17 protein-coding genes and 3 rRNA genes are annotated in these 25,073 nt (G+C 68.8%); 14 read left to right on the plus strand and 6 right to left on the minus strand.

The features are described from left to right. Nucleotides 1–10 precede the first annotated feature (10 nt). Nucleotides 11–1,312: a nicotinate phosphoribosyltransferase gene (locus AC0VX6_RS05465; RefSeq protein WP_274976472.1), complete on the minus strand. Its 1,302-nt coding sequence runs from the start codon at nt 1,310–1,312 to the stop codon at nt 11–13. 133 nt (nt 1,313–1,445) lie between these two features. On the opposite strand from AC0VX6_RS05465, the gene AC0VX6_RS05470 reads away from it, so the two are divergent. From AC0VX6_RS05470 to AC0VX6_RS05520, 11 genes are all read left to right on the plus strand, one after another. Continuing rightward, on the plus strand, nt 1,446–1,880 hold the full coding sequence (locus AC0VX6_RS05470) for a M67 family metallopeptidase (protein ID WP_017567443.1): 435 nt from the start codon (nt 1,446–1,448) through the stop codon (nt 1,878–1,880). A 95-nt stretch (nt 1,881–1,975) separates the two neighbouring features. Then, complete coding sequence (locus tag AC0VX6_RS05475) at nt 1,976–2,254, plus strand: MoaD family protein (RefSeq protein ID WP_274976473.1); 279 nt, start codon at nt 1,976–1,978, stop codon at nt 2,252–2,254. Nucleotides 2,255–2,261: 7 nt separating this feature from the next. Next, nucleotides 2,262–3,209 (plus strand): PLP-dependent cysteine synthase family protein, encoded by a 948-nt coding sequence (locus tag AC0VX6_RS05480; RefSeq protein ID WP_274976474.1) that lies wholly within the window; start codon nt 2,262–2,264, stop codon nt 3,207–3,209. 347 nt (nt 3,210–3,556) lie between these two features. Continuing rightward, nucleotides 3,557–4,309 (plus strand): MBL fold metallo-hydrolase, encoded by a 753-nt coding sequence (locus AC0VX6_RS05485; RefSeq protein WP_274976475.1) that lies wholly within the window; start codon nt 3,557–3,559, stop codon nt 4,307–4,309. 74 nt (nt 4,310–4,383) lie between these two features. Beyond that, nucleotides 4,384–5,103, plus strand: coding sequence for a ribonuclease PH (rph, locus tag AC0VX6_RS05490; RefSeq protein WP_274976476.1), 720 nt, complete (start codon nt 4,384–4,386; stop codon nt 5,101–5,103). Between the two features lie 56 nt (nt 5,104–5,159). After that, nucleotides 5,160–5,765, plus strand: a complete 606-nt coding sequence (gene rdgB, locus AC0VX6_RS05495) for an RdgB/HAM1 family non-canonical purine NTP pyrophosphatase (RefSeq protein WP_274976477.1) — start codon at nt 5,160–5,162, stop codon at nt 5,763–5,765. Nucleotides 5,766–6,453: 688 nt separating this feature from the next. Further along, nucleotides 6,454–7,986 (plus strand): 16S ribosomal RNA (locus tag AC0VX6_RS05500). Nucleotides 7,987–8,304: 318 nt separating this feature from the next. Next, nucleotides 8,305–11,402: ribosomal RNA gene (locus AC0VX6_RS05505) — 23S ribosomal RNA — on the plus strand. Nucleotides 11,403–11,505: 103 nt separating this feature from the next. Then, nucleotides 11,506–11,621, plus strand: a 5S ribosomal RNA gene (gene rrf / locus AC0VX6_RS05510). The 16S, 23S and 5S rRNA genes sit together here, the layout of an rRNA operon. A gap of 315 nt (nt 11,622–11,936) precedes the next feature. Then, nucleotides 11,937–12,575 carry a class I SAM-dependent methyltransferase gene (locus AC0VX6_RS05515; RefSeq protein WP_475467561.1) on the plus strand — a complete coding sequence of 213 codons (639 nt, stop codon included), beginning with the start codon at nt 11,937–11,939 and terminating at the stop codon, nt 12,573–12,575. Nucleotides 12,576–12,790: 215 nt separating this feature from the next. Next, on the plus strand, nt 12,791–16,150 hold the full coding sequence (locus tag AC0VX6_RS05520; RefSeq protein WP_475469264.1) for a transglycosylase domain-containing protein: 3,360 nt from the start codon (nt 12,791–12,793) through the stop codon (nt 16,148–16,150). Between the two features lie 205 nt (nt 16,151–16,355). Here AC0VX6_RS05520 and AC0VX6_RS05525 read toward each other — a convergent pair whose 3' ends face one another. From AC0VX6_RS05525 to AC0VX6_RS05535, 3 genes are all read right to left on the minus strand, one after another. Then, entirely contained in the window at nt 16,356–17,441 is a 1,086-nt protein-coding gene (locus tag AC0VX6_RS05525) for a glucosidase family protein (protein WP_475467563.1), read from the minus strand. Next, complete coding sequence (locus tag AC0VX6_RS05530; RefSeq protein ID WP_475469266.1) at nt 17,441–18,103, minus strand: class I SAM-dependent methyltransferase; 663 nt, start codon at nt 18,101–18,103, stop codon at nt 17,441–17,443. The genes AC0VX6_RS05525 and AC0VX6_RS05530 overlap by 1 nt, the downstream gene beginning before the upstream one ends. A gap of 168 nt (nt 18,104–18,271) precedes the next feature. After that, on the minus strand, nt 18,272–19,645 hold the full coding sequence (locus AC0VX6_RS05535) for a glycosyltransferase family 4 protein (protein ID WP_475467564.1): 1,374 nt from the start codon (nt 19,643–19,645) through the stop codon (nt 18,272–18,274). Between the two features lie 480 nt (nt 19,646–20,125). Here AC0VX6_RS05535 and AC0VX6_RS05540 point away from each other — a divergent pair, with 480 nt between their 5' ends. Continuing rightward, nucleotides 20,126–20,737 carry a TetR family transcriptional regulator gene (locus AC0VX6_RS05540; RefSeq protein WP_274976482.1) on the plus strand — a complete coding sequence of 204 codons (612 nt, stop codon included), beginning with the start codon at nt 20,126–20,128 and terminating at the stop codon, nt 20,735–20,737. A 34-nt stretch (nt 20,738–20,771) separates the two neighbouring features. Here the strand turns inward: AC0VX6_RS05540 and AC0VX6_RS05545 are convergent, their stop codons facing one another. Then, nucleotides 20,772–22,226, minus strand: a complete 1,455-nt coding sequence (locus AC0VX6_RS05545; RefSeq protein WP_475467566.1) for an RNA polymerase sigma factor — start codon at nt 22,224–22,226, stop codon at nt 20,772–20,774. A gap of 133 nt (nt 22,227–22,359) precedes the next feature. Beyond that, the gene (gene nadA / locus AC0VX6_RS05550) at nt 22,360–23,358 is read right to left on the minus strand and encodes a quinolinate synthase NadA (RefSeq protein WP_212641259.1); all 999 of its coding nucleotides are present in this window, start codon (nt 23,356–23,358) and stop codon (nt 22,360–22,362) included. Nucleotides 23,359–23,497: 139 nt separating this feature from the next. Here nadA and AC0VX6_RS05555 point away from each other — a divergent pair, with 139 nt between their 5' ends. Both AC0VX6_RS05555 and AC0VX6_RS05560 read left to right on the plus strand, forming a co-directional pair. Next, a complete protein-coding gene (locus AC0VX6_RS05555; RefSeq protein ID WP_047869876.1) occupies nt 23,498–24,229 on the plus strand; it encodes an NUDIX hydrolase in 732 nt (243 codons plus the stop codon). Between the two features lie 145 nt (nt 24,230–24,374). After that, nucleotides 24,375–25,046, plus strand: coding sequence for an HAD family hydrolase (locus AC0VX6_RS05560; RefSeq protein ID WP_475467568.1), 672 nt, complete (start codon nt 24,375–24,377; stop codon nt 25,044–25,046). Nucleotides 25,047–25,073: the final 27 nt, after the last annotated feature.

The following is a 25,073-nucleotide window of genomic DNA, read 5'->3' on the forward strand; positions in this document are numbered from 1 at the left end:
GCGACATCCTCTAGTGGAACACCGTCGGCAGCGCGGCCTCGCCGCGCGACATCCGCAGGGCTTCCTCGGGCAGCTCCGCCACCGCCGCCCGGTGCCGCTCCCGGGCCTCGTGCACGCTCTCGTGGCCCACCACCGTGCCGTCGGCGACCAGGGGCCGCAGCAGCGGGCGCGTTCCCACCTGCGGGGACGGAGGGTGGGGGTAGACGTCCTCGGACACGGCCGTCCCCTTGTCGTCCAGCCGCCGCGACGCCCACTTGCGCCCGCCCCGGCTCGGCTTGCCCACCGAGCGCTTGGCCACCGGCTCCAGCGGTGCGTCCTCCTCCAGGCCGCGCGCCCGCGCCACCAGCTTGTACACCAGGGACACCGTCGGCGCGCCCGAACCGGTCACCAGGGAGGTGCCCACCCCGTAGCCGTCCACCGGCGCCACCGCCAGGGCCTGGATGGAGTGCTCGTCCAGGTCCCCGGTCACCACGATGCGGGTGTCCGTCGCGCCCAGGGAGTCCAGCTGCGCCCGCACGCGCCCGGCGTGGGCGGCCAGGTCGCCCGAGTCGATCCGCACCGCGCCCAGCCCGGGCCCGGCCAGCTCCACGGCGGTGCGCACCGCGCGCTCCACGTCGTAGGTGTCCACCAGCAGGGTCGTCCCCTCGCCCAGGGACTCCAGCTGCGCCTTGAACGCGTGCCGCTCGCTGTCGTGCAGCAGCGTGAACGCGTGCGCGGCCGTTCCGCCGGTGGGCACGCCGTGGGAGCGCCCGGCCTCCAGGTTGGAGGAGGTGGCGAACCCCGCGACGTAGGCGGCGCGGGCCGCGGCGACCGCGGACCGCTCGTGCGTGCGCCGCGAACCCATCTCGATCAGCGGCCGACCGCCCGCCGCCACCGCCATCCGCGTCGCGGCCGAGGCGATCGCGCTGTCGTGGTTGTACACCGACAGCGCCAGCGTCTCCAGGAGCACGGCATCGGCGAAGGAGCCCTCCACCACCAGGATCGGCGAGCCGGGGAAGTACACCTCGCCCTCGCCGTAACCCCACACGTTGCCCGAGAACCGGTAGTCGGCCAGCCACTCCACGGTGCGCTCGTCCACGACCCCGTTGTCGGACAGGAAGTCGAGTTCCTCCGTGCCGAACCGGAACCGCTCCAGCAGCTCCAGGAAGCGGCCCGTTCCGGCCACGACCCCGTACCTGCGCCCCTCCGGCAGCCGTCGGGCGAACATCTCGAACACCGAGTGACGGGCGGCGGCGCCGCTGTGCAGCGCCCCCTGGAGCATCGTCAGTTCGTAGTGGTCGGTGAGCAGCGCGCTGCTGCTGTCCTCGCTCATGCGCACGAGCCTAATCCGTGCCGGGTGGGACGGACGAGGTCGCCCCCACCAGCACCGGGCCGCCGCGGCCTCGGCGTTCGCCAACAATACCCATTTGGTTGGTAGGGAACCGGATGTAGGTACCCTGGTGAGCATGCTGAGGATTGATCGCGCGATCTACGACAGGATCGTCGCACACGCCCGCCGCGACCACCCGGACGAGGCGTGCGGCGTCGTGGCCGGACCCGAGGGCTCCGACAGCCCCGAACGCCTCGTCGAGATGGTCAACGCCGAACGGTCGCCGACCTTCTACCGGTTCGACTCCCTCGAACAGCTCAAGGTCTGGCGGGAGATGGACGACCGCGACGAGGAACCCGTCGTGATCTACCACTCCCACACCGCGACCGAGGCCTACCCCTCGCGCACCGACGTCTCCTACGCGTCCGAGCCGGGCGCCCACTACGTGCTCGTGTCCACGCGCGAGCCCGACACCGTCGAGTTCCGCTCCTACCGGATCGTCGACGGCCAGGTCACCGAGGAACCGGTGGAGGTCACCGGGCCCGGCGACGGCGCCGCGACCGCCCCTTAGGTTCCACACCACACCGGGCGGCGCCCAGGAATGGGCACCGCGCGCCCCCTGTTGGCAATGAACGCACACCAACGACCGCTAACGGAGAAACCCTCATGGCCATCGAGGTCCGCATTCCGACCATCCTGCGCAACCTGACCGACGACGCCAAGGTCGTCGAGGGGTCCGGCGACACCCTCGGCAAGCTGTTCGCCGACCTGGACAGCCGCTACCCCGGCATCGCCGAGCGCCTGGTGGCCGACGGCAAGCTGCGCCGCTTCGTCAACGTCTACCTCAACGACGAGGACGTGCGCTTCGTCGGCGGTCTGGAGGCCGAGCTCTCCGACGGCGACAACGTGACGATCCTGCCGGCTGTGGCCGGCGGAAGCCGCTAGGCCGCACATGCGCTACGACTCCCTGCTCGACTCCCTCGGCGGCACGCCGCTCGTCGGCCTGCCCCGGCTCTCGCCCTCGCCGCAGGTCCGGCTCTGGGCGAAACTGGAGGACCGCAACCCCACCGGCTCGATCAAGGACCGCGCCGCGTTCTTCATGATCGAACAGGCCGAGAAGGACGGGCTGCTCTCCCCGGGGTGCACCATCCTGGAGCCGACGTCGGGGAACACCGGCATCTCGCTGGCCATGGTCGCCAAGCTGCGCGGCTACCGCATGGTCTGCGTCATGCCGGAGAACACCTCCGCCGAGCGCAAGCAGCTGCTGGCCATGTGGGGCGCCGAGGTCCACTTCTCCGAAGCCGCGGGCGGCTCCAACGAGGCCGTCCGCGTCGCCAAGGAGATGGCCGCGGCCCACCCCGACTGGGTGATGCTCTACCAGTACGGCAACCCGGCCAACGCCCGGGCCCACTACGAGACCACCGGGCCCGAGATCCTCGCCGACCTGCCGGGGATCACCCACTTCGTGGCGGGGCTGGGCACCACCGGCACCCTCATGGGCGTGGGCCGCTACCTGCGGGAACACCGGCCCGGCGTGCAGATCGTGGCGGCCGAGCCCCGGTACGGCGAGCTGGTGTACGGGCTGCGCAACCTCGACGAGGGGTTCGTGCCCGAGCTCTACGACGAGTCCGTGCTCACCACCCGCTTCTCCGTGCCCTCCGAAGCCGCCCTCAGGCGGACCCGGGAACTCCTGGACAAGGAGGGCATCTTCGCGGGAGTCTCCACCGGCGGCGCCCTGCACGCCGCGCTGGGCATGGCCCGCAAGGCCGAGAAGGCGGGGGAGAGCGCCGACATCGCGTTCGTCATCGCCGACGCCGGGTGGAAGTACCTGTCCACCGGCGCCTACGAGGGCACGCTGGAGGAGGCAGAGGAACGCCTCGACGGCCAGCTCTGGGCCTAGGCTCCGGAGCCTGGACGACCCGTCCGGTGCCCGTCGCGACGCGTACGGGAGCGGCGGTCCGGGCCCTGCGGAGGCCGGCACCTTCGGGTGCCGGCCTCCGCGCCGTTCTGAACACCGTGGAAACACGCCTCGAACAAACAAGACATACGTCGTCAAGCGGTGTGAAAAATTCACACGTGATCGAGGTCGCGTGAGACGCGGGCCACATTTTGTACCACCCGGGCGGGCATTGGGGTACACCCGTAACAACGGGACATCCGCAGAACCAGCCGCCATCCGCACTCCGCACAGACTCTCGACGGGAGTGCCACGGACGCCGCGCGGCCCATCGAGAAGGCGACGACGACGTGCGACTCACGATTATCGGGTCCTCGGGGAGCTTCCCCGGGCCGGACAGCCCGGCTTCCTCCTACATGCTCGAAGCGGACGGCTACCGCCTCCTGCTCGACATGGGCAACGGCGCGCTCGGAACTCTCCAGCGGCACGTCGACATCTACTCCGTCGACGCCGTCTACCTGAGCCACCTGCACGCCGACCACTGCTTCGACCTGTGCTCGTACTGGGTGGCCAGGGCCTACCACCCGGGCGGCGCCAAACCCCGCATCCCGGTCTACGGGCCCGGGGGCGTGGCCCGGCGGATGGCCGAGGCCTACGGTCTGGAGCCCGACCCGGGCATGACCGAGGTGTTCGAGTTCCACGAGCTCTCCCCCGGCCCGTTCCGGATCGGCCCCTTCCAGGCCCGTGTCGACCACGTCAACCACCCGGTGGAGGCCTTCGGCATCCGCCTGGAGCACGGTGGCGCGTCCATGGCCTACTCCGGTGACACCGGGGTGTGCGACTCCCTGGTGGACCTGGCCGCCGACACCGACCTGTTCCTGTGCGAGGCCGCCTTCCAGGACCACCTCGACCACCCCAAGGACATGCATCTGACGGGCAGCGAGGCGGGCGAACACGCCAGCCGGGCCCGCGCCCGCAGCCTGCTGCTGACCCATCTGGTGCCGTGGAACGACGACGACGTCACCCTCACCGAGGCGCGCTCCACCTACGCCGGGCCCATCGGTCTGGCCCGCAGCGGCCAGGTGCACACGGTCGGCGGCTGACTGGGGACGGGGGTCGGCCGCGCGGTTGCGCACTCCAGCACCGCGGGGCACTCCACGGATATACGCTCTTGTCCATGGCCCGACCTGACGGACGCGTTCCGACCCAACTCCGCCCTGTGACCATCACCCGCAACTGGCTCCGCCACGCGGAAGGCTCCGTACTCGTCGAGTTCGGGGACACCCGCGTGCTGTGCGCCGCCAGCGTCGAGGACGGCGTCCCGCGCTGGCGCCGGGGCACCGGAGAGGGGTGGGTCACCGCCGAGTACGCGATGCTCCCCCGCTCCACCGACACCCGGGGCTCCCGCGAGTCGGTCCGCGGCAAGATCGGCGGCCGCACCCACGAGATCTCCCGCCTGGTCGGCCGCTCCCTGCGCGCCGTCGTGGACTTCAAGGCGATGGGCGAGCACACCATCACGCTGGACTGCGACGTGCTCCAGGCCGACGGCGGCACCCGCACCGCCGCGATCACCGGCGCCTACGTGGCGCTCGCCGACGCGATGAAGTGGCTGCGCAAGCGCCGCAAGCTCAAGAACAACCCGCTGACGGGCTCCCTGGCCGCGGTCAGCGTTGGCGTGGTCCAGGGCCAGCCCCGGCTGGACCTGAACTACCTGGAGGACTCGGTCGCCGACACCGACATGAACGTCGTCATCACCGGCGACGGCAGGTTCATCGAGGTGCAGGGCACCGCCGAGGGCGCCCCCTTCGACCGGGACCTGCTCAACCAACTGCTCGACCTCGCGGTCTCCGGCTGCGGGGAACTGACCGCGATCCAGAAGAAGGCACTGTCGGAGTGACCGCCACCCCACGGGCCGGTGCCCGTACCGGCGGTGCGCCCCGGGGAGGGGGAACCGTGAAGATCGTCCTGGCCACGCGCAACGCGAAGAAGGTCCCGGAGATGCGGGCCATCCTGGCCGACGCCGGAGTGGAGGCCGAGGTGCTCTCCCTCGACGCCTTCCCGGACGCGCCGGAGGTGCCCGAGACCGAGGCGACCTTCCTGGGCAACGCGCTGCTCAAGGCGCGGGCCATCGCCGGGCACACCGGGCTGCCCGCCGTCGCCGACGACTCCGGCATCGCCGTGGACGAACTGCGCGGGATGCCCGGAGTGCTGTCCGCGCGCTGGGCCGGCCGCTTCGGCGCGGGCGACCAGGACCGGGCCAACCTGGACCTGGTCCTGGACCAGATGGCCGACACCCCGGCCGAGCGCAGGGGCGCCGCGTTCGTGTGCGCGGCGGTGCTGGTGATGCCGGACGGGACCGAGGCCGTCGCCGAGGGCGTGCTGCGCGGCCGTCTGGTGCGCGAGCGCCGCGGGGAGAACGGCTTCGGGTACGACCCGGTGTTCGTCCCCGAGGGGGAGAGCCGCACCACGGCGGAGCTGTCCCCTGAGGAGAAGAACGCGATCAGCCACCGCGGGATCGCCTTCCGCAAGCTCGCCCGGGAGCTGGCGGACATCCTCTGAGGCCCCCGGACGTGTTCGGGGGGCCGCGTCGGCCCCCGTCCCCGGGGCGGTCCCGCCCCGGGGACGGAAAATCTCGACCTCCCATGTTTGGGCCCGCTGGCCACGGGAAGGGTCAGTGACAGACGACAAGCAAGCCGACGAACGACCAGGCCCCGGGCTGGAGTCCCCTCCGAGCTCAGGCGGATTTGACGCCGCCGCTGAGGTTGCCTAAAATCGATCGGGTCGCTGCGGGACGGCGAGACACCCCACGGGGTCGACTCGGAACCGGGCCGCTGTTCTGACCTCCTCTCCAGGGCTTCGATGGTTCGAGCATGTGCTCGGGGCGTGTAGGCTCGGGGAGTTGCCTCGAAAGAGGAACCGGTCTTCTTGATCCGGTGCAATTTCGCAAAAACCGCCGATTTGGCGGGGCGCGGAACACCTGATAAAGTAAAGACACAACAAAGCGGAAACGCACAACGCCTTCGGCGGAAAAGCTCACAGCAGCTTGTACGCGAAGAGCGGTTGTTTCTTGAGAACTCAACAGCGCGTGTTTGATTTTCTTTAAGCCATGTTTGTTTTGGCCCCGTCACACAGAACCATTCCGGTTCGTGTGCGGAGGTTCCTTTGATTAGCCGGGGTAACCCGGTTGGTCAGGATTACTTCTAGGTTTACCCGCCCAGGCCTCACGGCCGGGTCGGGTTGAGTGACCTTTATGGAGAGTTTGATCCTGGCTCAGGACGAACGCTGGCGGCGTGCTTAACACATGCAAGTCGAGCGGTAAGGCCCTTCGGGGTACACGAGCGGCGAACGGGTGAGTAACACGTGAGCAACCTGCCCCTGACTCCGGGATAAGCGGTGGAAACGCCGTCTAATACCGGATACGACCCGCCACCTCATGGTGGAGGGTGGAAAGTTTTTCGGTCAGGGATGGGCTCGCGGCCTATCAGCTTGTTGGTGGGGTAACGGCCTACCAAGGCGATTACGGGTAGCCGGCCTGAGAGGGCGACCGGCCACACTGGGACTGAGACACGGCCCAGACTCCTGCGGGAGGCAGCAGTGGGGAATATTGCGCAATGGGCGAAAGCCTGACGCAGCGACGCCGCGTGGGGGATGACGGCCTTCGGGTTGTAAACCTCTTTTACCACCAACGCAGGCTCGAAGTTCTCTTCGGGTTGACGGTAGGTGGGGAATAAGGACCGGCTAACTACGTGCCAGCAGCCGCGGTAATACGTAGGGTCCGAGCGTTGTCCGGAATTATTGGGCGTAAAGAGCTCGTAGGCGGCGTGTCGCGTCTGCTGTGAAAGACCGGGGCTTAACTCCGGTTCTGCAGTGGATACGGGCATGCTAGAGGTAGGTAGGGGAGACTGGAATTCCTGGTGTAGCGGTGAAATGCGCAGATATCAGGAGGAACACCGGTGGCGAAGGCGGGTCTCTGGGCCTTACCTGACGCTGAGGAGCGAAAGCATGGGGAGCGAACAGGATTAGATACCCTGGTAGTCCATGCCGTAAACGTTGGGCGCTAGGTGTGGGGACTTTCCACGGTTTCCGCGCCGTAGCTAACGCATTAAGCGCCCCGCCTGGGGAGTACGGCCGCAAGGCTAAAACTCAAAGGAATTGACGGGGGCCCGCACAAGCGGCGGAGCATGTTGCTTAATTCGACGCAACGCGAAGAACCTTACCAAGGTTTGACATCACCCGTGGACTCGCAGAGATGTGAGGTCATTTAGTTGGCGGGTGACAGGTGGTGCATGGCTGTCGTCAGCTCGTGTCGTGAGATGTTGGGTTAAGTCCCGCAACGAGCGCAACCCTTGTTCCATGTTGCCAGCACGTAATGGTGGGGACTCATGGGAGACTGCCGGGGTCAACTCGGAGGAAGGTGGGGATGACGTCAAGTCATCATGCCCCTTATGTCTTGGGCTGCAAACATGCTACAATGGCCGGTACAATGGGCGTGCGATACCGTAAGGTGGAGCGAATCCCTAAAAGCCGGTCTCAGTTCGGATTGGGGTCTGCAACTCGACCCCATGAAGGTGGAGTCGCTAGTAATCGCGGATCAGCAACGCCGCGGTGAATACGTTCCCGGGCCTTGTACACACCGCCCGTCACGTCATGAAAGTCGGCAACACCCGAAACTTGCGGCCTAACCCCTTGTGGGAGGGAGTGAGTGAAGGTGGGGCTGGCGATTGGGACGAAGTCGTAACAAGGTAGCCGTACCGGAAGGTGCGGCTGGATCACCTCCTTTCTAAGGAGTCTTTGCAGGTCGGCATTACTTCTACAGCCGGCCGGACTCGAAAGTGGACCTGGTGCTGCGTGCAGTATCCAGGATGGCTCAAAGACAAATTGAACTTGACCTCGGGCGACTAGAAGCGTCCGGGGGCGCGCTGTTGGGTGTCTGAGGAAACAACCTCTGCTCCGTTGTGGAGTGGGTGTTGGTTCCCGCGGACCGCCTCTGAGAACTCTCGGTTCCTTGCCGTTGTGGCTGGGGATGTGAGTGGTGTTGGGGTATGCGGTTGGTGTTTTGATTTGTGAATAGTGTGCGCGAGCATCTTATTATCTGTAGTGGCCAAGTGATAGTGGCACACGGTGGATGCCTTGGCACCAGGCGCCGATGAAGGACGTGGGAGGCCGCGATAGGCCACGGGGAGCTGTCAACCGAGCTGTGATCCGTGGGTGTCCGAATGGGGAAACCTAGCCCGAGTTGTGTCGGGTTGCCGCCATCTGAATGTATAGGGTGGTTGGTGGTGACGCGGGGAAGTGAAACATCTCAGTACCCGTAGGAAGAGTAAACAACAGTGATTCTCCTAGTAGTGGTGAGCGAACGGGGAAGAGGCTAAACCGTAGGCGTGTGATAGACGGCAGTCGTTGCGTTTGCGGGGTTGTGGGATGCGTCTGTCTGGGTCTGCCGACCTGGAGCGCTGAGTGGTTCTTGTAGCTGAAGCCGTTGGGAAGCGGTACCGGAGTGGGTGAGAGTCCCGTAGGTGTAGGAAGAACCTAGGTGTTGGATGTATTCCCGAGTAGCGCGGAGCCCGTGAAAGTCCGTGTGAATCTGGCAGGACCACCTGCTAAGCCAAAATACGTCCTGGTGACCGATAGTGCACTAGTACCGTGAGGGAAAGGTGAAAAGTGCCCCGGTGAGGGGTCGTGAAATAGTACCTGAAACCGTGTGCTGTCAAGCCGTCAGAGCTGAACTTCGTGTTTGGTGATGGCGTGCCTTTTGAAGAATGAGCCTGCGAGTCATGGTGTGTGGCGAGGTTAACCCGGGTGGGGTAGCCGTAGGGAAACCGAGTCTGAATAGGGCGATTTGAGTCGCATGCTGTGGACCCGAAGCGGAGTGATCTACCCATGTCCAGGGTGAAGCGGGGGTAAGACCTCGTGGAGGCCCGAACCCACCAGGGTTGAAAACCTGGGGGATGAGGTGTGGGTAGGGGTGAAAGGCCAATCAAACTCCGTGATAGCTGGTTCTCCCCGAAATGCATTTAGGTGCAGCGTCGCGTGTTTCTTGCTGGAGGTAGAGCTACTGTTTGGCTGATGGGCCCGACAAGGTTACTGACGTCAGACAAACTCCGAATGCCGGTTAAGTGAAGCGTGGCAGTGAGACTGCGGGGGATAAGCTTCGTAGTCGAGAGGGAAACAGCCCAGATCATCAGCTAAGGCCCCTAAGCGTGTGCTAAGTGGGAAAGGTTGTGGAGTTGCTGAGACAACCAGGAGGTTGGCTTAGAAGCAGCCATCCTTTAAAGAGTGCGTAATAGCTCACTGGTCAAGTGGTTCTGCGCCGATAATGTAGCGGGGCTAAAGCACACCGCCGAAGCTGTGAAGCTCAAGACTAGTTTCTTGGGTTGGTAGGGGAGCGTCGTGCGTCCGGTGAAGCTGCCGAGTGATCGTGTGGTGGAGGGCGTGCGAGTGAGAATGCAGGCATGAGTAGCGAAAGCAACGTGAGAAACGTTGCCGCCGATTGACTAAGGGTTCCTGGGGCAGGTTAATCCGCCCAGGGTGAGTCTGGACCTAAGGCGAGGCCGACAGGCGTAGTCGATGGATAACGGGTTGATATTCCCGTACCCGTGCACGAGCGTCCAGTACTGAATCAGGTGATGCTAACCACGCTGGTGGTCTTGGGTCCCTTCGGGGAGCTTTGACTTACTGGTCTGGGAACCGAGCTTGTAGTAGGTAAGTGATGGGGTGACGCAGGAGGGTAGCTCTACCCGGCGGTGGTTATCCGGGGGTAAGCGTGTAGGCTGAGAGGTTGGCAAATCCGCCTCTCATGTGAGCTGAGACGTGATGCCGAGCCGTTTTTGGTGAAGTGAGTGATCCCATGCTGTCGAGAAAAGCCTCTAGCGAGTTCGTGTGTGGCCAGTACCCTAAACCGACGCAGGTGGTCAGGTAGAGAATACCGAGGCGTTCGGGTGAACCATGGTTAAGGAACTCGGCAAATTGTCCCCGTAACTTTGGGAGAAGGGGAGCCCTGTCTGGTGACGGATCTTGCATCCTGAGCTGGGTGGGGTCGCAGATAGCGGGGGGAAGCGACTGTTTATTAAAAACACAGGTCCGTGCGAAGTCGTAAGACGCTGTATACGGACTGACGCCTGCCCGGTGCTGGAACGTTAAGAGGACTGGTTAGTGGGGGTTCGCCCTTGCGAAGCTGGGAATCTAAGCGCCAGTAAACGGCGGTGGTAACTATAACCATCCTAAGGTAGCGAAATTCCTTGTCGGGTAAGTTCCGACCTGCACGAATGGCGTAACGACTTCCCCACTGTCTCAACCATGGGCCCGGTGAAATTGCACTACGAGTAAAGATGCTCGTTTCGCGCAGCAGGACGGAAAGACCCCGGGACCTTCACTATAGCTTGACATTGGTGTTTGGGATGGTTTGTGTAGGATAGGTGGGAGCCGGTGAAGCTGTCACGCTAGTGGCGGTGGAGGCGTTGGTGAAATACCACTCTGACTGTTTCGGGCATCTAACTTTGGACCGTGATCCGGTTCGGGGACAGTGTCTGGTGGGTAGTTTAACTGGGGCGGTTGCCTCCCAAAGAGTAACGGAGGCGCCCAAAGGTTCCCTCAGCCTGGTTGGTAATCAGGTGTTGAGTGTAAGTGCACAAGGGAGCTTGACTGTGAGACGGACGTGTCGAGCAGGAGCGAAAGCTGGGACTAGTGATCCGGCACCGGCGTGTGGAAGCGGTGTCGCTCAACGGCTAAAAGGTACCCCGGGGATAACAGGCTGATCTTCCCCAAGAGTCCATATCGACGGGATGGTTTGGCACCTCGATGTCGGCTCGTCGCATCCTGGGGCTGGAGTTGGTCCCAAGGGTTGGGCTGTTCGCCCATTAAAGCGGCACGCGAGCTGGGTTTAGAACGTCGTGAGACAGTTCGGTCCCTATCCGCTGTGCGCGTTGGAGACTTGAGAAGGGCTGTCCCTAGTACGAGAGGACCGGGACGGACGAACCTCTGGTGTGCCAGTTGTCCTGCCAAGGGCATGGCTGGTTGGCTACGTTCGGGAGGGATAACCGCTGAAAGCATCTAAGCGGGAAGCTTGCTTCGAGATGAGGTCTCCTGCCTCCTTGAGGGGGTAAGGCTCCCTATAGACGATGGGGTTGATAGGCCGGGTGTGGAAGCCTTGTGAGGGGTGGAGCTGACCGGTACTAATAGGCCGAGGGCTTGTCCGCTGCAGATAATTGGATGTTCGCGCACACTTTTCACGGAGTTTACTGCTCACTGTGATTCCCTGCCCTGTGGGGTGGGTGGAGTTGGGTGGGTGGTGTGTGGTTTCCGTGGTGGTTATTGCTGGAGGGTCACACCCGGTCTCTTTCCGAACCCGGTCGTTAAGTCTCTTTGCGCTGATGGTACTGCCCTGTGGTGGGGTGGGAGAGTAGGTCGCTGCCACGGTTTTTCTTGAAGGAGGGGTGGGGTTGCCTGTTAGGGGCGGCCTCACCTCTCTTTTTTTGTGGGGGTGGGGTGCCTGTTAGGGCGGGTCCGCCCCTTTTTTTGTGTGGGGGTTTGTGCGTTTGTGAACGTTGGGGTGGGTGTGCGGGGGTGTGGGTGCCTGGGTGGGCCCCCCTGTTTCCAGTCAACCGGATGCGGGCGTGTCGGTGCCAGGGCCTGTTGCGTGCTGTGGACAACCAGCCGCCCCCTCGAAGACGCGGTAGTTCGCCCGCGCTGTCCACTGTCCGTTCCTGTTTTCGCCGGTGGGACAATTTCCGCATGACGAAGACGATCCCCTCAGCGCTTCTGGCCGCCGCGGAGGCCGCGAAGGGCTTCATGCCCACGGACGAGGGCACCGCCCTCTTCGAGACCGCCGTCGACTACGCCCGGGTCGGGCCGATCGTGGAGATCGGCACCTACTGCGGTAAGTCCACGATCTTCCTCGGCGCGGCCGCCCGTGCCACCGGGGTCAAGGTCCTCACGATCGACCACCACCGGGGCTCGGAGGAGCACCAGGAGGGTTGGGAGTACCACGACGCGTCCCTGGTGGACGAGGCGACGAGCAGGTTCGACACTCTTCCGTGCTTCCGGCGCACGATCACCCGAGCGGGCCTGGACGACGAGGTGATCGCGCTCGTGGGCCGGTCCACCGATGTCGCGGCTGTCTGGGGCACCCCGCTCGGCATGGTCTTCATCGACGGCGGCCACAGCGAGGAGGCCGCCCAGAACGACTACGCTGGTTGGAGTCCGCACGTCGCCCCCGGCGGGGCCCTCGTCATCCACGACGTGTTCCCCAACCCCGAGGACGGCGGCCGACCGCCCTACAACATCTACCGGAAGGCCCTCGACTCGGGGGAGTTCGAGGAGATGCGAGCGGTGGGCTCCCTGCGGGTGCTCGAACGCACCCGGGGGAAGTGAGCGGACTAACAGTCTTTCCGATACACAACTGCCCGGGGTAAGCCTTGGGTAAGAAGTGACAGTACGCTTACCTGCTCGGACTTGACATGGTTACGGGCGGGTATCGTGGCCTTGAGGGCTGAGCGATGGCGGCGTTATTCCCCGAATTACCGCTTCGGTCCTGACTCGAACTGAACGATCCCGGGCACTTGCGCGTCCAACACCAGGACGGCAGGGTGCCGGACGTGATTTGCCATGGGGGCGGGGAACTGAGCGAGAGCACACACGGCGAAAGCGGGGCGGGTGGACAGCGTCCCAAGGACACGCCGGACAACAGGAACACCTCTGCCGAAGAGCTGTCCAACAAGCACACTCCCGAGGGTGGAGTACCCACCAGCGAGGGGAACCAACCCACTCATGACACTCCTGGAGGAGAGGAAAGCGTAGGAGAGCAGCCCGAACCGGAGTTCATCAACCCGGTCACCTTCAAGACCAGCGGTACCTTCCTGCGTGACAAGGTCGCCCAGAGCCTCGCGGAACAGGGTTTCGGTTCCGACGACACCGGCGACGACGCAGCGGAGGAGACCTCCGGCGTCCCCGCCGACGCGCACGGTTCCGACGCCTCCCCCGCAGCCGGCTCCCCCGCCTCGGCCGACCGCGCGGGTGCGGAGGAGTCCGACGCGCGTGAGGACGGCGTCCGGGGGGACGGACGGTCCTCCCAGGCGGCCTCGCCCTCCGCGGCCGACGACACGTCCGTCGACCAGGACGGTAAGGCCGGCGCCGACGAGCCCCCATCGCCGGTGTCCGACCGGACCGAGCCCATCTCGCTCGACTCCGTCCGCGCGGCCGCCTCCGCGGAGGCGGCGCAGACGTCCGACGACGCCTCCGGGAACGCCGACACCAAGGGGGGCGGGACAGACCTCTGGAGTCCCCGCGGGCAGGAGCACACGGGAGTTCCCAAGAGCCCCGTGGCCGGTACCGTGACCGACGTCCAGGACTTCGAGGACGGTTCCGCCGGAGCCGCCGCGTCCGCTGTGCCCGCCGCTCCGGACGCCGTCGCTCCGGACCGTGACGGAGAGCAGAGGATCGACGAGTCCTCCGCGGCCGAGACGGCGTCCCTGTGGCCCGAGCCGCGTCGCCTCTCCTCCTACGTGACCGAGTCGCCCTCCGAGGGGCAGGACCGGGGCGCCCGCCCCGGTGCCACCGCGGCCGGTGCCGCGGCGGCGGCCGGAGCGGCGGGTGCCGCGGGAGCGGGCGCCGCCCACTCCGGGGCGCACGGCGGCCCCACCGGCCTTGGTGACACCACCAGTTCCAGCAACTCCGGCGGCCCCAGCGGTCCCACCGGCCCTGGCGGCCCCAAGGGCCCGGCTGGCCCCGGCGGTACCGGGCCCGGCGGCCCCAAGGGCCCGGGTGACCCCAAGGCCCGGGGCAAGAAGAACGGCGCCGGTCAGAAGGCCAAGAAGCCCCTCTGGTGGAGGATCCTGCGGGTCTTCCTCATCGTCACCGGCGTGTTCTTCATCATCGGGTGCGGTGTCTTCGCCTTCTTCTACAGCACCGTGGAGGTCCCGGACGCGGCCAAGGCCGACGTCCTGGAGGAGGGTTCCACCTTCTACTTCGCCGACGGCGAGAGCGAGTTCGCCTACCGGGGCACCCACCGGGAGATCCTGTCCTACGACGAGATGACCTCGGGCGGCGAACACGTCGTCGAGGCGGTCATCTCCGCGGAGGACCGCGGTTTCTGGACCGAGCCCGGAGTGTCCGTGAGCGGCACCGCCCGCGCGGTGTGGTCCACCGTCACCGGCCAGCAGGTCCAGGGCGGTTCCACCATCACCCAGCAGATGGTGCGCAACTACTACGAGGGCATCTCCCGGGACGTGTCCATCACCCGCAAGGTGCGGGAGATCATCATCGCCCTCAAGGTCGATCGGAGCGAGTCGAAGGAGTGGGTGATGGAGCAGTACCTCAACACCATCTACTTCGGTCGCAACGCCTACGGAGTCCAGGCCGCCTCGCAGGCGTACTACCACAAGGACGTCCAGGACCTGGAGCCCGCCGAGGCCGCGTTCCTCGCCGCCGCCATCCAGCAGCCCACCCCCTTCGGTGAGGCCGACGTGGAGACCACTCCCTCGATGGAGCGGCGCTGGGAGTACGTCGTCAACGGCATGGTCACCACGGAGGCCATCACCCAGGCCGAGGCCGACGCGATGGAGTTCCCGGCTCCCGAGCCCGAGCGGCCGAGCGAGGGCACGGACCTGAGCGGCTACAAGGGCTACATGCTCCAGGAGGCCATGAACGAGCTGGAGCGGCTCGGCTACACCGAGGACCAGATCAACCGCCAGGGCTACAGGATCGTCACCACGTTCGACCAGGACATGATGGACGCCGCCTACGCCGCTGTGGAGGAGATGGTCCCGCCCGAGGACCGGCCCGAGGGCGTCAACGTCGGTCTGACCACCATTGACCCGGCGACGGGCGAGGTCCTGGCCTTCTACGGCGGGCACGACTACTGGGAGAACCAGTACGACAGCTCCTTCCTCGGCGCCGCGCAGACCGGTTCGGCGTTCAAGCCCTACGTGCTCGCCACCGCACTGGAGCAGGGCTACAGCCTCAACTCCACGGTGGACGGGCGCGGTCCGCGCACCATCGCGGGCTCGCGCATCCAGAACGCGGGCAACTCGCCGGGCGGCGTCATGACGCTCACGCAGGCCACCCAGGTCTCCAACAACCTCGGCTTCATCGAGCTGGCCCAGGAGGTCGGTTTCGAGAACGTGCGCGACACCGTCTACGCCGCGGGGTGGCCCGAGGGGAGCGTGCCCGACAGCCAGCTGGTTCCGGTCATGCCGCTGGGCGCCTCCAGTGCCCGCACGGTCGACCAGGCCAGCGGGTACGCCACCTTCGCCAACGGCGGCGTGCACGTCGAGACGCACGTGGTGCGGGAGATCATCGACTCCGAGGGCGAGAACGTGCGCCCGGAGGTGGAGAGCAACAGGGCCCTGGAGGAGGCGACCGCGGCCGACGTCACCTACGCCCTCCAGCAGGTGGTCAACGGCGGTACCGGTACGGCGGCGCGGCTGGCCAACCACCCCACCGCGGGCAAGACCGGTACCACCGACGGCAGCGTCGCGGCCTGGTTCGTCGGCTACACCCCGCAGCTGTCCACGGCGGTGGGGATCTACAGCGGCAACAACGAGAGCTTCAGTATCCCGGGATACGGCTCCCTGTCGGGCGGTACGCTCCCGGCGTCGCTGTGGAACCGGTACATGGGCACCGCGATGGAGGGTTACGAGCCTGGTTCGTTCCCGAGTCCGGCCTTCAGCGGCACCACCGAGAACTGGGCTCCGGACGTGTCCACCGAGCAGCCCCAGCAGCCGCAGCAGCCGGAGGCGCCCGCGGAGCCGGAGACGCCGGCCGAGCCGGAGGAGCCCACCACGCCCGAGACGCCCGTGGAGCCGGAGGAGCCCACCACGCCCGAGTGGCCGGAGATCCCCGGCCCGGGGACCGAACCGGGCCCCGGTGATGGCGGCGGCGGAGAGGAAGGCGGCGGCGGTGGCGGCGGTGGTGAGAGCCCGCCGGCCAGACGCGACGACCTCTGGTGAGGTCCGGTTCCGGTGGTGACCGGAGCCGGTGAGAACGGGGGAGGGCCCGGCGGCGCGCCGCCGGGCCCTCCCCCCGTGTTCCGGGTCCTCCGTGTCGGGCCCGCGCCGGTCGGCGGAGCGGGCCCTGTCGGCCCGAACCGGTCTCGGCCCGCGGGGGCGAACGCCCATCGGGGGCTGGATGTGGCGCGGGTCCGGGGTAGGCCTCCTAGTCGGAGGGGCCACCGTCCCAGGTGTGCAGGAAGACCCGCGAGCCCGGCGTGGTCCCGGTGAGCGCGTCCGCCGCCAGGATCACGGCGGCCGACGTCCACGTGCTGCGCTCCACCGGCCAGCGCACCTGCTCGGCGAACTGGTAGCCCGTCCAGTACACGCCGTCGTCGGCGTCGCGCAGGTGCTGCACGTCCCGCAGGAGGCGCACGCCCGCGTCCACGTCGCCGACGGCGGCCAGGGCCAGCACCAGCTCCGAGGTCTCCGCCGCGGTCACCCACGGCTGGTCGCTCACGCAGCGCACGCCCAGCCCGGGCACCACGAAGCGGTCCCAGCGCTCGGCGATGCGCTCCTTGGCGGCGGCCCCGCGCACGGCGCCGCCCAGGACGGGGTAGAACCAGTCCATCGAGAAGCGGCCCCGGTCGGCGAACAGGTCCTCGTGCCCGTTGATGAGCACCGCGAGGCGGTCGGCGGCGGCCGTCCACGCGGGGCGGGAGCGGCCCAGGCGCGCGGCCAGGGCGGCGCCGCAGCGCAGCGCGTGGTGCGCGCTCGCGCACACCGTCAGCAGGGCGTGGTCCCCCGGGGCGCCGTTCTCCGAGCGGGCCCACAGGATCTCGCCGTGCTCACCGCGCAGGGCCAGGACGAACTCCAGGCCCTCCTCGACCACCGGCCACATCCGCTCGGCGAACGCGGTGTCGCCGGTGACGAGCAGGTGGTGGAACAGGCCCACCGCGGGGTAGGCGGCGTGGTTGGCCTCGCGCAGCGGCGTCACCGGGACGCCCTGGCGGAACTTGGCGGGCCACCCTCCCCCGGGCGCGCGGCTGTCGGCCAGCCACAGGTAGGCGCGCCGGGCCGCCTCGGCGTGTCCGGGCGCGCTGCGGCCGGTCACGGTCAGGGCCATGGCGCACTCCACGTGGTCCCACACGTCGGTGTGCCCGCCGGGGAACCACGGGATGGCCCCGCTGTCCTCCTGGCAGCGTGCGAGGTAGGAGGCGGAGCGGTGCAGCTGCTCGGCGTTGAGCACGCCGGGCAGGCTCAGAGCGTCGTGGAGGGCCGTTCCGGTCGTGGGTGCGGGGGTGACGGACATCAGGCGTCGTGCGGTTTGCGCACGTACACGACCACGCTCTTGCCGATGACCGGGTTGAGCAGGCGCTCGGCGACGCGGGTCACGGCGGGGGCCTTGAGCATGTCCCACACCAGCATGTCGTGGTAGGCCTTGGCGAGCGGGTGGTCGTCCCGGTCGGTGCCCACCGCGCACTTGATCCACCAGTAGGGGGCGTGCAGGGCGTGCGCGTGGTGGTGCGGGCCGACCTCGAAGCCGGTGGCCTTGAGCTTGGCCTCCAGCTCGGCGCGTGTGTAGATGCGGATGTGCCCGCCCTCGTTGGTGTGGTACTCCTCCGACAGGGCCCAGCACAGGCGCTCGGGCAGGAAGCTGGGCACGGTCACCGCGGCGATGCCGCCGGGCCGCAGCACCCGGAAGAGCTCGGCCATCGCGGCGGTGTCGTGCGGGATGTGCTCGAAGATCTCGGCCGCGACCACGCGGTCGAAGCTGGCGTCGTCGAAGGGCATGTCCAGGGCGTCGCCCTTGACGGTCTCGGCCCTGGCCTCCTCGGGAGCCTCGCCCTCGTGGCGCATCGCGGCGAACATGGTCTCGACCTCGGCGAGGTCGGCGACGTTCTGGTCGAAGGCCACGATGTCGGCGCCGCGTCGGTAGACCTCGAAGGCGTGGCGGCCGCCGCCGCAGCCCAGGTCGAGCACGCGGTCGCCCGGGCCGACGGGGAACAGGTTGAAGTCGACGGTGATCAGTGGAGGCTCCCTGGGGATCTGGCTCGGGGATCTGGTCTTGGGGCTCCGCGGCCGCGGGCGCGGGGCGGTGGGTCGCGCGGGGCCCGCGGGGCGGCGCGCTGTCCGGGCCGGTCAGGCGCCGTTGGCGGGGGCCCGATCGGGTGCCGGCGCGGACGCGGGCTCGGCGGGCCCGGGTTGCGCGCCGCCGTCGGCGGGGCGGTTGCCCCGCACGGCGTCGACGGTGGAGGCGTAGCGGCGCGCGGTCAGTTCGGCGACGGCCCTCCAGGTGAAGCGCTCCTGGACCCGGCGCCATGCGGCGGCGCCCATGCGTTCGCGTTCGGCGTCGTCGTCGAGCAGGGCGGCCAGCGCCTCGGCGAGCACCTCGGGGTCGCCCGGGGGCACCAGGCGCCCGGCGTCCCCGTCGGTGCCCACGACCTCGGGCAGTGCTCCGGCGCGGCTGGCCACCAGCGGCGTCGCGCAGGCCATGGCCTCCACGGCGGGCAGGGAGAACCCCTCGTAGAAGGACGGGACGACCGCCACCTGCGCGCTGGCGATGAGTTCGGCCAGGGCTGTGTCGTCGATGCCGCTGACGAACTCGACGCGGTCGCGCAGGCTCAGCTCGTCCACCAGCTGGTCGGTGGGGCCGCCGGGTTTGGGTCTGCTGACGACGGTCAGGGTGATGTCGCGTTCGGTGGCGAGTTTGGCCGCGGCGCGCAGCAGGACGGCCACGCCCTTGAGGGGGCTGTCGGCGCTGGCGGTGCACACGATGCGTCCCGGTACGCGCTCCAGCGCGGGGCGCGGGTGGAAGTGGCGGGTGTCCACGCCCAGCGGGGTGACCTCCATGGCGGCGGGGGAGACGCCGAACTCGCGGGCGATGTCGTCGGCGGAGGACTGGGAGGGCACCAGGATCGGGTCGAGTCGGCGGGCGACCCTGGCCTGCATGCCCACGAACCCGTACCAGCGGCGTTTGGTGAGCTTGTGCAGGCCCCGGGCCTCGGACAGTTCGATCCTGCGGTCCACGCTGATGGGGTGGTGGATGGTGGTGACCAGGGGCAGTCCGGCGGACCTGATGCCGAGCAGTCCCCAGCCCAGCGTCTGGTTGTCGTGGACGACGTCGAAGTCGTCCAGGCGGCGGCGCAGTTCGCGGTTGGCGCGCAGGGAGAAGGTGAGGGGCTCGGGGAACCCGGCGGTCCACATGGTGGCGACCTCCAGGGCGTCGATCCAGTCGCGCCACTCGCGCACGGGCGGTGCCTTGAAGGGGTGGGCGTCGTTGTACAGGTCCAGGGAGGGGACCTTCTCCAGGGTCACGCCCTCGTCCAGCACGGGGTAGGGCTGGCCGGAGAGGACGGTGACCTCGTGGCCCAGGGCGGCCAGTTCGCGTGAGAGGTGGCGGACGTACACGCCCTGTCCGCCGACGTGCTGCTTGCTGCGGTAGGACAGCAGGGCGACGCGCAGGGGGCGCTCGGCACGGGGCCGGGGGCTCGGTGTGGTGCCCGACTGGGTCAAGAGTCCACCTCTTCGTTGGGTCGCGGGCCCGGTCGCCGTGGGCGCGGACGCCGTCGGCCGGTGACAGGCGTGCGCGTGCCTATGTTACTCGGCAGTTGTGTTCGGACCGGCGTCGGGCCGGTTGGTAAGGGATCCTATGTCGGGTGCCCTGCGGCGGTGCTCCGGCGGGGCGCGTCGCCGTGTTCGGCGCGGCGGGCGTCCGGACGGTCGGAGGAGGGGTGGTGTTCATGCGCGGTACACAAATGAGAACAAATTCTACAAAGCCTGTCAGGCGATCCGAAAACCCCGGTCCGCTTTTCGTATTGCTACTGCTACGTCGGGCGATGAGGTGAGGATCATGGGCTTGACCGGCCGTCTTCGGGGGAATCGGTTGGATAACGTGTTCTCGTAACAGCCGCCGCCTCCGGGTGGGCGTCGGCGACGGGCTTCAGCGCCGCGGCGAGCGGGCAGCGCGCGGGCTGACGACGAAGGGGAGATCCTGTGCCGGTGCAGGCGGCGAGCGGAACGATGTCACGAAGTCAGACCCAGCGCCGCAAGCGCATCGTGCAGACCGCGGCCGCGCTGGCCGTGCGCGGTGGTGTGGAGGCCATGCAGATGCGTTCGGTGGCCGAGCGCGCGGGTGTCGCCCTCGGCACGCTCTACCGGTACTTCCCCTCCAAGATGGATCTGGTGGTGGCCGTGGTCACCGAGGAGCTGGACCTGCTGGAGGGCGGTATCGTGCGCCGTCCGCCCACCGCCGACACCCCCGCCGAACGCGCGGTCGACGTCCTGCTGCGGGCCACGCGCGGGCTGATGCGCGAGCCGGAGCTGGCCGACGCGCTGGTGCGCTCGCTCATCATGGCCGAGGTCAAGATCGAGCTCGACCTGCGCATCTCCGACCTGGTGTGGCGGGTGGCCACCGGCAACCTGGAGGGCGCCGAGGAGGAGGGCGGCACCGGGGTGGACCGCGACAGCACCGGCTACGTCCTGGTGGGCTCGCTGACCAGCGTGTGGATCTTCGAGCTGGTGGAGGTCCTCAAGGGGCGCCGTGACGTGGACGAGGTGGAGCGGCGGCTCCAGGCCGCGGCCGAGCGCCTGCTCGCCCCGTTCTGACCCGCCCTTCCCCCGCGTCGGCGGGGGACCGGCGTCAGCCACCGCCGAAGAGCAGGCCCAGCAGCCCGTCGAGCAGACCTTTGCCGCCCCCGTCGTCGTCCCCGTCCTCCTCGGGCGGGCCGCCGGGGGCGTCGTCGTCTCCGGACTCCTCCTCCCCGGGCGCGCCCGGAGCGCCGTCGGGCCCCTCGCCTCCGGAGGGCGGGCTCGCCTCCTGCGGGGGCGGTGCGGGCGTGGTCCGCTCCGGAGCCGGGTCGGGGGCCTGGTGCCCGCTGCCGCCGCCGTCCTCCTGCCGCTGCTCCGCCTCGGCCCCGGGTTCGGTGGGCTCCGTCGGCGCGGTCGGGGGCTCCGGGGTCGGTCCGGCCTCCGGTTTGGTGTCCGCGCTGGTCGCGTCGGTCTCCACCTGCGGGACCAGCGGTCCGCGCTCGGTCTCGTCGGGCCCGGCGCCGATCATCGTGGAGGGGCCGCCCACGGCGCTGGCCCAGCCCCACAGCGCGACCGCCAGTACCACGGTGGCGAGGCCGGAGACGGCGGCCGTCGGCCAGCGGCGGCGGGCGGTGCGCCGGTCGTCGGGACCGTCACCGGAGTCGTCGGGCACGGCAGGCGAACCGGGTCCGGCCAGCGGGGTGACCGCTTCGTCGCGCACCGGGTGGTCGCGCGTGGTCAGCCGGTCGCCTGGCAGGGCGCGGGGCGGCGCCTCGGGGCCGGGCTCGGCCGCCTCGTTCTCCTCCTCGGCCGCCCCGGCGGCGCGGGAGCGGTGCATCGGGTACCCCTCGCCGGTGAGGGGGTGCATCTGCGCGGCGATACGCTCGCGGGCCGCGGCCAGGTCGGGATCGGTGCAGGTGCGCACCACCGCCTCGCGAAGGCCGGGCGGCGGGCCGGGCGGGCGCAGCAGGGCCAGTGCCTGGGAGACGTCGTGCACCTGGGCGCGCCAGGCGGCGGTGCCCGGGCCGCCGGTGTCCCCGGCACCGCCGGAGGCTCCTGCCTCCCGGGAGGTTCGTGGGTCGGGGACGCGGTGGTCGCCGTCGCGGCCGTCCAGGTTCTCCGCGGCGCGGCGGATCGCCGAGCGCGTCAGCTCGCCGCAGATCTGGGGGTCCAGGCCCAGGACGCGCGCGACCGCGGAGGTGGGCAGGGCGTGCCGCAGGTTCAGCTCCACCAGTTCGCGGTGGCTGGCGGGCAGCCGGGAGAACATGCGGGCCACCGGCTCCTCGGCGGGCACCGTGGCCAGCCGGGTGTAGGGGCTCGCGTGGGCCAGGCCGCGGCGCTGGCAGGCCGAGCGGACCAGGGCGTACAGCCAGGAGCCGAGGTCGGCCGGGTCCGCGCGCCGCGAGTCGAGGACGACACCGGCGACGAGGCCGTCGTGCACGGCCTCGGCCGTCTGCCCGGTGTCCTCACCCAGTAGCGACCAGGCGTACCGGTACAGGGACGGGGCGAAGGCGTCGTAGAGCGCCTCGACCGTCGACGGTTCGCCTGGTTCGCTACCTCTGGTCACTTTTCTAACCCCCCGTTCCCCGCGACGGTAGCGAGGGGAGAGGCGACGCGTGGGTGAATCGTCTACCTGTGTCTTGAAGGTAAGTCTTCCGTAACCTCGGGGCCGGTTGCGGGACCCGACGGTCGCGGATCGGCTACTCTCCGCCGCGTGAGGGCGACCCGATGGCGATCATCCGCTCGACGGAGCGGCGGGCGCGCGCGGAGGTGTCGGCGTCGACCGTGATCTCGGTCGTGCCGAACCGCAGCGCGTTGAGCAGCTTGTCCGCGTCGATCATCTTCATGTAGTGGCACTCGGCGCGCGAGTTGACCGCCTCGAACTCCGTGTTCGGGTTGGCGTTGCGCAGCTGGTGCAGCATGCCGGTCTCGGTCGCGATGAGGACCTTCTTGGCGCTGGTGTTCTCCGCGGCGGTCAGCATCCCGCCGGTGGAGAGGACCTTGACGCGCTCCTGCGGGACGGCGCCGCTGCCCACGAGGTAGAGGGCGGAGGTGGCGCAGCCGCACTCGGGGTGGACGTAGACCTCGGCGTCGGGTTCGGCGGCGACCCGCTCGCGCAGGGTGTGCCCGTCGATTCCGGCGTGCACGTGGCACTCGCCCATCCACACGTGGATGTTGTCGCGGCCGGTGACCCGCTTGACGTGGGCGCCCAGGAACTGGTCCGGCAGGAAGAGGATCTCGCGGTCCTCGGGGATGGAGCGGATGACGTCCGCGGCGTTGGAGGAGGTGCAGCAGATGTCGGTCTCGGCCTTGACCGCCGCGGTGGTGTTGACGTAGGCGACCACGACCGCGTCGGGGTGCTCGGCCTTCCAGGCGCGCACGTCCTCGGCGGTGATGGTGTCGGCCAGCGAGCACCCGGCGGCGGGGTCGGGCAGCAGGACGGTCTTCTGGGGGGCGAGGATCTTGGCGGTCTCGGCCATGAAGTGCACGCCGCAGAAGACGATGGTGCTCGCGTCGACACCGGCGGCCAGGCGGGAGAGCGCCAGGGAGTCGCCGGTGTGGTGGGCGACGTCCTGGATTTCCGGGCGCTGGTAGTTGTGCGCGAGGATGACAGCGTCGCGCTCCTTCGCCAGGCGGTGGACCTCAGCGGCCCATTCCTGCCTGGTCATGGTGTCCGCCGTGGCGGTGACCGGTGCCATGTCCAACTACTTCCTTGAGGCTGTGGGCAACGCCGCGCGGGCGCCGTGCCGTGGAGGGTCGGTGCGGGCGGGGACAGGTTTTTGTCTGTCAGGCACAAACCTGGTGAAGCTTAACATGACGGGTAACGGAAGGGACAGGGTGGACATCCCTCAGGAAAACGGACAGGTCGCGGCGTCCGTCTGCTCCGCGTCCGACCACGCGGAGCTGTCGGTGCACGAGGCTCTCGCGGTCGTGCTCCAGATCCGCGCCGGAGAACTGTGCGTCCTGCTGTGGCGCAGGGCCCTGCCGCCCTGCGAGGGCGCCTGGGCGCTGCCCGGCGGCAGGCTCGGCCGGGGGGAGAACCTGGGCGCATCCATCCGGCGCCAGCTCGCCCAGAAGGTCGACGTGAGGGATCTGTCACACCTGGAGCAGCTGGAGACCCGCAGCGACCCCGACCGCGTCCCCCGGCGCCGCACCCTGGCCACCGCCTACGTGGGGCTGGTCCCCGCCGACGTGGACCCGGTCGTGCCCGGCGACACCGGCTGGCACCCGGCCGCCGACCTGCCGACCATGGCCTTCGACCACGCCTCCATCGTCCGCTCCGGACGCCAGCGGCTGCGCGCCAAGCTCAGCTACACCAACGTCGGGTTCGCCCTCGCCCCGCCGGAGTTCACGATGTCGGAGCTGTCCGGCTACTACCGGGCCGCGCTGGGCCACGACGTGGCCGCCACCAACCTGCGCCGCGTCCTGCTGCGCCGGGGCCAGATCGAGGAGACCGGCCGCTCGGTTCCCTCGGGCCGCTCCGGGGGCAGGCCCGCCGCGCTCTTCCGGTTCCGCGAGCGCGGCCTCCAGATCACCGACGCCTTCGCGGTGCTGCGCCCGCCCAGCTGAAGGCCAAGCGTGGGCCCGCCCGGTCCCGCCCCCGGGAACCCGTCCGCCCGGCCGGGCGGCCGGGAGCGCACCGCCCGCGCGGTTCGGGCCGCGGCCCCTTCCCCCGTCCGGGGGCCGTCGTCGGCGGCTTGTACACTCCCTGACCGTGGCAATTCGTACTGCGGTCTTCGACGTCGGCGAGACACTCGTCGACGAGACCCGGATCTTCGCGCGCTGGGCCGACCGCTTCGGCATCCCGCACATGGCCTTCTTCGGGACCATCGGCGGCGTGCTCGCCTCCGGAGGCACCCTCACCGACGGCTTCCGCCTGCTCGTGCCCGGGTTCGACCTCGCGGCCGAGAGCGCGCGCTGGCGCGCCGAGGACCCCGACGGCGAACGCGAGCACTTCGGCGAGGCCGACCTGTACCCCGACGTGCGCCCCGCCTTCGCGGCCATGCGCGCCTCCGGCATCTCCCTGGTCATCGCGGGCAACCAGCCGCCCGAGGCCGGACCCGCCCTGACCGCCATGGACCTGGGCGTGGACGGCATCGGCATCTCCGACGACTGGGGTGTCAAGAAGCCCGAACCCGCGTTCTTCGACCGGGTCCTGGCCCTGGTCCGGGCCGCCAGCCCCGGCACCGAACCCGGCGAGATCGTCTACGTCGGCGACCGCGTCGACAACGACGTCCTCCCCGCCCGCGCCGCCGGGATGCGCGCCGTCCTGCTGCGCCGGGGTATCTACGGCTACCGCCACGCCGCCGCCGAGGAGGCGGCCCGCGCCGACGCCGTCCTGGACGACCTCCACCAGCTCGCCGACTGGATCGGCCGTCAGAACTGAGGCGGCACGCCGAGGGGCCGGGTCGTG

Source organism: Nocardiopsis sp. iso_25 (genome assembly GCF_056173305.1).